The sequence below is a fragment of the Photobacterium profundum genome (assembly GCF_003026285.1).
GTDB classification, from domain to species: domain Bacteria; phylum Pseudomonadota; class Gammaproteobacteria; order Enterobacterales; family Vibrionaceae; genus Photobacterium; species Photobacterium profundum.
Genome location: NZ_PYOD01000015.1, coordinates 105,044 through 114,371, shown reverse-complemented (window position 1 = coordinate 114,371; position 9,328 = coordinate 105,044). Strand labels below are relative to the sequence as shown.

The following is a 9,328-nucleotide window of genomic DNA, read 5'->3' as shown; positions in this document are numbered from 1 at the left end:
GCTTGATTGCTTAACTGCTGTTGGGTTGAGTATGGCGAGTGATTCATCATGAGAAGTCCAACGCTTACTTGATTGACTGGATTGAACCAGACCAGAAAGAAAACGTGCGACCCGCAAGAACCTCAGCTGTTAAGGCATCAACCTCAACAGCTTCTTTGTTTGAGTAAGCCTTGGCTTGTAAATACTTGGGAGCGTATGCAGCGGTAACAACAACGATTTCTCGACCGTTATCAAAGAAACGAACACCGTCATTAAGTTGAATGTTGATAGCCATATATAACCCCAAATGCTTATGAATTGTCACTTTCGACAATCCTAATTGCCAATAACGACAATTACAAGATGCCAAAAATGGCAATTAAAGAGCTACAATGAACAAAACGGAGGTTTCGCAATGTACATAAACAAGCTGTTAGATGCCTATAAACAGGCTAAAAATTACATTCAAGACAAACAAATTGCGGCAGATTTAGGTATAGACGGAGCCAAGCTAAGCAGAATACGCAAAGGCGACCGTTATCTAACTGAAAACGAAGTGATTTTTTTAGCAGAGCATACAAAAACTGATATTCATGAAGCATTGATATATCTTGCAGCAGATAAGGCTAAGACTTATAAAGCCCAACAAGCCTGGCAGGACATCACGGCAAAATTAAGTAGCCAAGGATTTGAGCGCCTAAGCCTTGGTATTACTGGATTTATGGCGTTTGGTATTGGTATCCGTCAGTGCGCATTATGTATATTATGTTAAATTGAGTATAATGAGACATATTTAAATGACTTAATTTAAAAGCTTCTCTTTCTACTCTCTTTCTTTTTGTTGTTTCATGCGGTGCTATTTAACAGTATTGGCTATTTACCATAAAATAGGTAATTAGCACCTTACTTTAAGCTCTTCGGCAAATGGTCAGTTTGCCTTGTTCTTCAAGTTCGGTATTAATTACAGAGCTATTAAGTGCGACAGCATTTAATAGCTCTATTAGATTTTTTAAGCTTATGAATTCTTAACCACACAGCTTAGATGCGGTTATGTATTGGTATTTACTCAGCATTTGATTAAGTTCGATTGCTCTTATTGGCTTAGCTAAGAAATCATCCATTCCAACTTTTTTATATTCAACTTGATCGCACTGCATTGCGTTTGCTGTTAGTGCAATGATTGGTATGGTGATCTCTTCTTCTCGTAATAACTTAGTGGCTTGGATCCCATCAAGTACTGGCATTGAAATATCCATCAAAACAATATCAAAATAATGTGAATCATTTTTTAAGGCATTTATAGCTTCTTCACCATTATTTGCAATTTGTACTCGGTGCCCACGCTTTTCAAGCATTAATTTAGCAACCAGTTGATTCGTGTTACTGTCTTCCGCGAGCAAGATATTTAATGATCGGGTTGATATTGGGTATTGCTCTGGAAGATCTTTTTCTGTTTCGTCAACTACAGATGTTATTGGTATTGAAACGGTAAAACAGCTACCCACATTTAGCACGCTATCTAATGAGATATTACCATCCATTTTTTTGATAAGATGCATACTAATTGCAAGACCTAACCCTGTACCACCATAGCGTCGTGTAATACTTCCATCAGCTTGGATGAATGGATTAAACAACGTTTTTTGTGCATACGGTGCTATGCCTATTCCTGTATCGATAACTGCAATCTCAATATTATTGTTAACTGCTTTTACAGAGACTCTAACAGAACCAACATTGGTGAATTTTATGGCATTCCCGATAAGATTAAACATGACTTGAGCTATTCGATTTTTATCGCCTAACATGCTGTCTGGTACAGATGCATCGATTTGAGTAGTTAAGGTAATATTTTTTCTTTTTGCTTGTTCGTTTAGTTGGTTAACGACGAGGTTAATACTATCTGCAATATGTATATCTGCATTGAATAGCTCAAATTTACCTGACTCAATGCGTGACAAATCGAGGATGTCATTGATAATTGTAAGTAGCAATTGAGCAGATTGTTCCATCTGACTCACCCACTCCATTTGTTTTTCATCAAGCCCCGAATCAACTAACGTGTCCATTAAGCCCAGCACTGCATTTAAAGGAGTGCGTATTTCATGGCTCATCATTGCTAAAAATTCAGATTTTGCGTTATTCGCTGTTTCTGCCTGCTTTCTGGCGAGTTGTAATTCAACTAAACGTTGTTTTCTGTGTGTAATATCTTTTGCAGTGCCGCGATAACCCAGTAGTTTACCTTGTTTATTGAAGTAAGGTGTCCCACTTAATGTTATCCATAAAGCGCCTTCATCTTCAGGTAATTTCCATTCAATATCTTCGAATGTCTTTTTGCTTTTTAGTTGGTCTAATAGCTTAACACGTAATTCAGACTGCTCACCAAAGATATCTAATATAGTGGTATTATCAATGACATGATTCGCAAGGTGTGGAGCCGATATATAGGTAAATTGATAGTCGGTATCGACTTCCCAAAACCAATCCCCGACTGTTTTTGCGAAATCTTTAAATCGCTGCTGGCTGTGTGTGAGCTCTTGTGTTCTTGCTGTTACTAAAGATTGTAAGCGTTCGCGGTAATCAATATCGATGATTGCACGTTCTAATAACGGTCTAAATCTGTCGAGCACTCTTCTACACTGAGGCGTAAATTGCCCTTTTTTAGAATGCACAAATAATAGTACAGCATCGCCAGAGCTAACTTTCACTCCTGTCATTAACGCTGAGTTACAGTATTCGAGTATTTGAGGAGAGATTTCTTTAAACTCTGAAACATCTTTGGGAGAGAATAAAGCGATACTTTCACCGTTAATACAACGTACAAATGTTCTATCAATGGTCCATGAACTTGATTCAAATACATCACATGTTGTTACGAGCTCTCTTAGCGGGCCTGTTTCGTCGTCGCGAGTAAGAGCAAGTGCGTGCTCGAAGCCTATGTATTTTCGTAATACAGATAATAAGCTATTGAATACTTGACGTTTATTGTTTGCACCTGCCATAGCGGAAATACCCGCTAAAATAGCCGAATTTTCTTCACGTAACTGACTCTCTCTTTCTTGGCTTCGTAACAAGTCAAGTAATGTCTCTTGTAATTTTTCCGACTCAAAATTTAGCATACTCATCCCTATGAAAAAGAACGGCGGAAATCATTAAGTTTCCATGAGCATTTTCACCACCAATAAATTGCCCTTGCTCCCCAAAAGTAAAAGGACTAACAAACGGAGCTTGATGCATGGCGTGATTCACATAACTGGCGACCTCATGCATTCTGTCTTGTACTTTTAACATGCAACCAGCGCAGTAAATGGTAATGCCACCAATAGGGTCTAACTCGCCTTTCCTACCAACATCATTGGCTGAGTCAATCACTCTGCCTGCTCTGGTAATTAGACGCTCATCGGTTCCCATCATACAAAAAACGGTTTCAGATTCTTCTACCGTTGCGAAAAGCTCTATTCCACCGCGCTCTGTTACTTTTAGCGGATGTGCAAGTTTGTAATATTCGAGCTCATGCACTTTCCCCACCACGCGCCCTAAGGGGTTAAGGCTACTCTCGTTAATGATATTGCTTGCTTGACTTAAATTTTTGTCTAACCATTTTTCATAAATATTTATAGCGGGTTCGTTATCTAATTCAACAATCTCTCGGCCTTCAACTTTTGTCACAACCGCTGATTGATTGGTATTGGCATAGCCAGAGTGAAACGAATAACTGACTTGGCAAGATGGGTAAAAAACGCAAACCCCGACCCCATGTTGACTGGTATGCTCATGAGTAAATAGCTTCCAATTTCCGCTAACAAAATCATCCGCTGCACTACCACCAATAATCGGTATTGATGCGCCTAACTCACGCTCAATACCTCTAATTACATCTTCTTCACTCCCTGGAGTGGCATGTAGCAAAATCAATGCCGGAAGTTCGCCAGGGCGTCCACTATTCTCTATTGCTCTTAATACCGCTTGCTGAGCCATTTCGAATGGGGATTGATTAGTAGAAACTAACGCAGTTCCAAATGCACCGTTGTAATCACACATCGCCCATAAAGCAATGCTATCGCCATAGTTATACCCCTCATCAGTCATGACGCCTCGGCAAGATGAACACCCCAAAACTTGGGCGTCAGGGTACTGTTCATGCAATATGTTCTTTATCAGAGTTTCATCATGGTGCTCTGAAAAATACGCCAAGACTAACTTAGGGTTTGTGATTTTTTGCTGTAATTTGCAAATTGCATCTAAAATAGCGCTTTCAGATGAATTAATAGCAGAGATGCTGGTTGCGATATCCATTATTCTTCTTTCTGTCATTACTTTTCTACATAAGTAACATTATTACATTTGCATCCAGCAAAGGATTGAGTTTTTTATGGTTTTTTGATTAAAGTCTGCTTTGTTTTTGCCGTTATTCATTATCATCTTTCGAGTATGCAGCAAATGAAGGGATGCAATGGCTAATCAAGTGATTTTGGTAACAGGCGGTGCGAATGGCATCGGTAAAGGAATTTGCGAATTCTTAATTGAGAACAGCCCTGCGATAAATAACACCAGTGGAAATGAGACAATTGTTATCGCGGTTGATATTGATGAAAATGCGGGGTTCAAGTTAGTTTCTGAAGAGCCTCGTATTCGTTTCAGATGTGCAGATGTTTCTAACGAAGCAGAAATAGCGTTGGTCATTAAAGAGATCACGACACAATATGGTCACTTAAATGGCTTAATCAATAATGCTGCTATCTCCACCCCCTACAATTCACCGCTTGAAGAATTAGACTTAATAGAATGGCACCGGGTTCTGAACATTAACCTTACTGCGCCATTATTGATGAGTAAATTGTGTTTACCTTTATTAAAAAAAGTGAAAGGTTCCATCGTCAATATTAGCTCTACTCGCGCACAACAGTCTGAACCTAATACGGAATTATACAGTGCTTCTAAAGGTGGCTTAGTGGCTTTAACGCACGCTTTGGCAAATAGTTTAGGCCCCGACATTAGAGTTAATTGTGTTTCTCCCGGTTGGATCAACACAACCAATGAACAACTAAGGGATATTGATTCTAACCAACATCCTGTTGGCCGAGTTGGCGATATAACGGATACTGCTGCAATCGTTAATTTTCTTCTTAGTGAACAGTCTGGCTTTATTACAGGTCAAAATTTCACTGTTGACGGTGGAATGACAAAGAAAATGATTTACGTAGAATAAAAAATGATTAGAAGCAGAAAACCAAAGCAATAAGCTTATTTTGGGGCTTATTGCTTTTTAATAATTAATTTCTATTTTGTTAAAATAAGCCCTTCAATCAAGCCTCGCCAAAGCAAGTGATTAACATTCAACTAGTTTGAATGTTAATCACTTTTTCACTTTAAATGTAACTATTGTGGTTTGATTTCCTTGCGTAATTGTTGCCTTCCAATCCATTTCATCATGAATACAAGCTGGAACACTAAAATTACCCACCCAATACTCGCCTTTTTGTGAAAAAATGACTGGGATTGTACCCATAAACATATCGACGCCCTCAACAACACCTGTTGGTTTAACATTAATGTTGCCGATTTGTAGTACAAGTGGCGATTCAGCAGTAGCGGGCAATGGGGTTAATGTTATATCTGCAGTATCGCCCTGTTCAACAATTAAGCACTTTCCTTCACTTATTGTACAGTGAATAGCCTTTTGTTCTGCTGATTGCACTTCTTCATAGGTGACTGTTCTCCAAACAAATGCTGAAATGAGCACAGCCATCAGTACAATAATTTGGATTAATCGTGATTTTGTTAATTTTTCTGCTGCCATAATTACACTCATCTCGTGTTACAGAGTTCAAAGTTTTCACATAAATGTTGCTTAACCGTAAACAATGTGTGGGCATCAGCCTGTCAATCGCTTGTTAACTAACGTATTATGCGCAATGAAAATGCCACTTTTACAATAAAATAGCAATTTGATTGTTGAGTTGTTTAAAAAACAACAAGGCTATCAATAAGCTTTGGGTGGCATTGCGACAACTTGTTGTTCGCACAAGGAAATATAAGTGTAGTTGAACAATATATAGTGGAAGTAGCAACATGAGCCAAGTAAAGCAGCTTGAACAAAACTATAACTATACGGTCGTTCGTCAATTTACCCTAGCTACCATACTATGGGGAATTGTCGGAATGAGCGTTGGTGTATTGATTGCAGCTCAGCTGGTATGGCCGGCGCTAAACTTCGATACTCCTTGGTTGACATACAGCCGTTTGCGTCCACTGCATACTAATGCAGTAATTTTCGCATTTGGTACCAGTGCGTTATTTGCTACGTCTTATTACGTAGTGCAACGTACATGTCAAACAAGATTATTCGGTGGGAAGTTAGCCGCATTTACCTTCTGGGGTTGGCAAGCAATAATCCTTTCAGCGGCAATTACATTGCCAATGGGGTGGACTACAGGTAAAGAATACGCAGAATTGGAATGGCCGATTGGTATCGCTATTGCAGTTGTATGGGTAGCCTATGCCATTGTCTTTTTCGGTACAATGATTAAAAGAAACACGTCGCACATTTATGTTGCGAACTGGTTCTTCGGTGCCTTCATTCTAACGGTAGCGGTACTTCACATTGTGAACAACCTTGCTATTCCAGTTTCAATGAGTAAGTCATATTCGATTTATTCTGGAGCTGTGGATGCAATGATTCAGTGGTGGTACGGTCATAACGCTGTAGGCTTCCTGCTTACTGCGGGCTTCTTGGGTATGATGTATTACTTCGTACCAAAGCAAGCGGGTCGTCCTGTTTACTCGTATCGTTTATCTATCGTACACTTCTGGGCGCTAATTTCTCTGTACATCTGGGCTGGTCCTCACCACCTTCATTATACAGCACTACCTGACTGGACTCAGTCGTTAGGTATGGTGATGTCACTTGTTTTATTCGCACCTTCTTGGGGCGGGATGATAAACGGTATCATGACCTTATCTGGTGCATGGCATAAACTTCGTTACGATCCGATTTTACGTTTCCTTGTTGTTTCATTGTCTTTCTACGGTATGTCTACCTTTGAAGGCCCAATGATGGCAATTAAAACAGTAAACGCCCTATCCCACTACACGGACTGGACCATTGGTCACGTTCACTCTGGTGCGTTAGGTTGGGTTGCGATGGTCTCTATCGGTTCTGTATATCACCTAATTCCAAAACTGTTTGGCCAAGAGCGTATGTATTCGATCAAATTGATCAACGTACACTTCTGGTTAGCAACAATTGGTACGGTTCTATATATCGTAGCAATGTGGATTTCTGGTGTGATGCAGGGTCTGATGTGGCGTGCAGTAAATACCGACGGTACATTGACTTACAGCTTCGTTGAATCGCTGCAAGCCTCTTATCCGTTCTACTTTGTTCGCTTTGTTGGCGGGTTAATCTTCTTGTCTGGTATGTTCTTGCTTGCGTATAACGCATACAAAACAATTTCAGCACCGAAAGAAAGCCTAAAAGCAATTGAGCAACCAGCATAAGGAGTTCGACAGATGAGTAATCGTCACGCAATAGTTGAAAAAAATGTCGGCCTTTTGGCAATCCTTATCGTCATCGCTATTAGCTTTGGTGCGCTGGTTGAAATTACGCCGCTGATTTATCAAGAGCAAACGACTGAACCAGTAGAAAATCTTCGCCCTTATACGGCATTAGAGATGGAAGGTCGTGATATTTACATTCGCGAAGGCTGTAACGTTTGTCACAGCCAAATGATTCGCCCATTCCGTTCTGAAACAGAACGTTATGGTCACTACTCTGTCGCGGGTGAAAGTGTGTGGGAACACCCATTCTTATGGGGCTCAAAACGTACAGGTCCTGATTTGGCACGTGTTGGCCAACGTTATTCTGACGATTGGCACCGTGTGCACCTTCGTGATCCTCGCGCTGTTGTTCCTGAATCAAATATGCCCGGTTTCCCATGGCTGGAAGAGAATGTACTTGACGGTAAATTAACTTCTAAGAAACTTGCGATCTTTAAAGATAACTTCGGCGTTCCATATACTGACGAGCAAGTTGCCAGCGCAGGGGATGACGTTAAAGGTAAGACTGAAATGGATGCAGTTATTGCTTACCTTCAGTCTCTTGGTCACGCGATGAAATAAGGAGATATCATGGATATTATAACTGTTCACAGTGTCTGGACTGTTGTGCTGTTCATTAGCTTTATTGGTATTATCCTTTGGGCTTATAGCAAGCGCCGCAAGTCTGAGTTCAGTGAAGCAGCAAACCTTGTGTTTGCTGACGAAGAACAAGATTTGGCCACGCGTGAGAAAGACAGGAGCTAGGAAGCATGAGTACGTTTTGGAGCCTATGGATCTCTATCATCACTATTGGCAGTTTAGTCGGTGTCGGTTGCCTACTTTTTTGGTGTAGCCGCGACAAAATGGGTGTCGAGGAAGGTGAAGATATGGGACACGAATACGATGGTATTCGTGAAAATAACAACCCACTGCCCAAGTGGTGGTCGTACATGTTTTGGGGCACGATTGTCTTTGCTGTACTTTACCTTTTCCTTTACCCAGGATTAGGCAACTACAAAGGCTTTTTAGGCTGGACAAGTTCTGACCAAACTGTTCGTTCAATTGAAGAGTCAAAGGCATCACTTGCTAATGCTCAGCAGAACAAACAATTAAATCAGTACGCAAGAGAATTGGATGAAGCCGAAGCTAAATACGGTGAAACATTCAAAACTCTAGCTTACGATGCCTCAGGCAATACCCTACTTCCTATTACTGATATCGCCGCTAATTCAGAAGCGATTAAAGTAGGTCAGCGTCTGTTTATTCAGAACTGTTCACAATGTCATGGTTCAGATGCTCGTGGCCAAGCTGGATACCCGAACTTGACTGACAATGCATGGTTATATGGTGGTGAAGCAGAAACCATCAAAACAACCATCATGGAAGGTCGTCAAGGTGTAATGCCGGCTTGGGGTGATGCACTAGGTAAAGATGGCGTTAAAGAAGTAACAAGTTATGTTCTTGGTCTATCTGGTCGTAAAGTGAATGCAAAAGAAGCAGCAGCGGGGAAAAGTCGTTTTGTTGTATGTGCTGCATGTCACGGTACGGACGGTAAAGGTAACCCTGCGTTTGGTGCACCCGACTTAACAGATAATACTTGGTTGTACGGCGGTTCTCGTCGTGCAGTTGAAGCTACTATTATGCATGGTCGTCATGGTGTGATGCCAGCATGGAAAGATGTATTAGGTGAAGAAAAAATTCAGCTAATTTCTGCCTATGTTTGGAATCTAAGCGAAAAGGCCGATAAGTAATATTACTCGTTAATAATCAGTTACATGTTTATTAGCAATGTGTGATTTATTACCGAGAC

General features: G+C 40.6%; 10 protein-coding genes. 6 read left to right on the top strand and 4 right to left on the bottom strand.

Annotated elements, in window-relative coordinates:
* Positions 1-64: 64 nt before the first annotated feature.
* Positions 65-274 carry a hypothetical protein gene (locus C9J48_RS22670; protein WP_006231878.1) on the bottom strand — a complete coding sequence of 70 codons (210 nt, stop codon included), beginning with the start codon at positions 272-274 and terminating at the stop codon, positions 65-67.
* A 120-nt stretch (positions 275-394) separates the two neighbouring features.
* Here C9J48_RS22670 and C9J48_RS22665 point away from each other — a divergent pair, with 120 nt between their 5' ends.
* Positions 395-751 carry a DUF3693 domain-containing protein gene (locus tag C9J48_RS22665; protein ID WP_006231877.1) on the top strand — a complete coding sequence of 119 codons (357 nt, stop codon included), beginning with the start codon at positions 395-397 and terminating at the stop codon, positions 749-751.
* A gap of 253 nt (positions 752-1,004) precedes the next feature.
* Here the strand turns inward: C9J48_RS22665 and C9J48_RS22660 are convergent, their stop codons facing one another.
* Positions 1,005-3,098 (bottom strand): response regulator, encoded by a 2,094-nt coding sequence (locus C9J48_RS22660; RefSeq protein WP_006231876.1) that lies wholly within the window; start codon positions 3,096-3,098, stop codon positions 1,005-1,007.
* Positions 3,085-4,275: an FIST signal transduction protein gene (locus C9J48_RS22655; protein ID WP_006231875.1), complete on the bottom strand. Its 1,191-nt coding sequence runs from the start codon at positions 4,273-4,275 to the stop codon at positions 3,085-3,087. The genes C9J48_RS22660 and C9J48_RS22655 overlap by 14 nt, the downstream gene beginning before the upstream one ends.
* A gap of 157 nt (positions 4,276-4,432) precedes the next feature.
* Between C9J48_RS22655 and C9J48_RS22650 the strand changes: the two genes are divergently transcribed.
* Positions 4,433-5,188, top strand: a complete 756-nt coding sequence (locus tag C9J48_RS22650) for an SDR family oxidoreductase (RefSeq protein WP_006231874.1) — start codon at positions 4,433-4,435, stop codon at positions 5,186-5,188.
* A gap of 147 nt (positions 5,189-5,335) precedes the next feature.
* On the opposite strand, the gene C9J48_RS22645 is transcribed toward C9J48_RS22650, so the two are convergent.
* Positions 5,336-5,779: a hypothetical protein gene (locus tag C9J48_RS22645; protein WP_006231873.1), complete on the bottom strand. Its 444-nt coding sequence runs from the start codon at positions 5,777-5,779 to the stop codon at positions 5,336-5,338.
* 272 nt (positions 5,780-6,051) lie between these two features.
* Here C9J48_RS22645 and ccoN point away from each other — a divergent pair, with 272 nt between their 5' ends.
* Genes ccoN through ccoP form a run of 4 tightly spaced genes read left to right on the top strand, consistent with a single transcriptional unit; the run spans position 6,052 to position 9,269 of the window.
* Positions 6,052-7,479 (top strand): cytochrome-c oxidase, cbb3-type subunit I, encoded by a 1,428-nt coding sequence (gene ccoN, locus C9J48_RS22640; RefSeq protein ID WP_006231872.1) that lies wholly within the window; start codon positions 6,052-6,054, stop codon positions 7,477-7,479.
* A gap of 12 nt (positions 7,480-7,491) precedes the next feature.
* On the top strand, positions 7,492-8,100 hold the full coding sequence (gene ccoO, locus C9J48_RS22635) for a cytochrome-c oxidase, cbb3-type subunit II (RefSeq protein ID WP_006231871.1): 609 nt from the start codon (positions 7,492-7,494) through the stop codon (positions 8,098-8,100).
* A 9-nt stretch (positions 8,101-8,109) separates the two neighbouring features.
* Positions 8,110-8,283: a cbb3-type cytochrome oxidase subunit 3 gene (locus C9J48_RS22630; RefSeq protein WP_006231870.1), complete on the top strand. Its 174-nt coding sequence runs from the start codon at positions 8,110-8,112 to the stop codon at positions 8,281-8,283.
* Between the two features lie 5 nt (positions 8,284-8,288).
* Complete coding sequence (gene ccoP / locus C9J48_RS22625) at positions 8,289-9,269, top strand: cytochrome-c oxidase, cbb3-type subunit III (RefSeq protein ID WP_006231869.1); 981 nt, start codon at positions 8,289-8,291, stop codon at positions 9,267-9,269.
* Positions 9,270-9,328 lie beyond the last annotated feature (59 nt).

What these genes read in the sequence shown, in the direction of transcription:
- C9J48_RS22670 (WP_006231878.1), bottom strand. Translation starts at nt 274, where the DNA reads ATGGCTATCAACATTCAACTTAATGACGGTGTTCGTTTCTTTGATAAC.
- C9J48_RS22665 (WP_006231877.1), top strand. Translation starts at nt 395, where the DNA reads ATGTACATAAACAAGCTGTTAGATGCCTATAAACAGGCTAAAAATTAC.
- C9J48_RS22660 (WP_006231876.1), bottom strand. Translation starts at nt 3,098, where the DNA reads ATGCTAAATTTTGAGTCGGAAAAATTACAAGAGACATTACTTGACTTG.
- C9J48_RS22655 (WP_006231875.1), bottom strand. Translation starts at nt 4,275, where the DNA reads ATGGATATCGCAACCAGCATCTCTGCTATTAATTCATCTGAAAGCGCT.
- C9J48_RS22650 (WP_006231874.1), top strand. Translation starts at nt 4,433, where the DNA reads ATGGCTAATCAAGTGATTTTGGTAACAGGCGGTGCGAATGGCATCGGT.
- C9J48_RS22645 (WP_006231873.1), bottom strand. Translation starts at nt 5,779, where the DNA reads ATGGCAGCAGAAAAATTAACAAAATCACGATTAATCCAAATTATTGTA.
- ccoN (WP_006231872.1), top strand. Translation starts at nt 6,052, where the DNA reads ATGAGCCAAGTAAAGCAGCTTGAACAAAACTATAACTATACGGTCGTT.
- ccoO (WP_006231871.1), top strand. Translation starts at nt 7,492, where the DNA reads ATGAGTAATCGTCACGCAATAGTTGAAAAAAATGTCGGCCTTTTGGCA.
- C9J48_RS22630 (WP_006231870.1), top strand. Translation starts at nt 8,110, where the DNA reads ATGGATATTATAACTGTTCACAGTGTCTGGACTGTTGTGCTGTTCATT.
- ccoP (WP_006231869.1), top strand. Translation starts at nt 8,289, where the DNA reads ATGAGTACGTTTTGGAGCCTATGGATCTCTATCATCACTATTGGCAGT.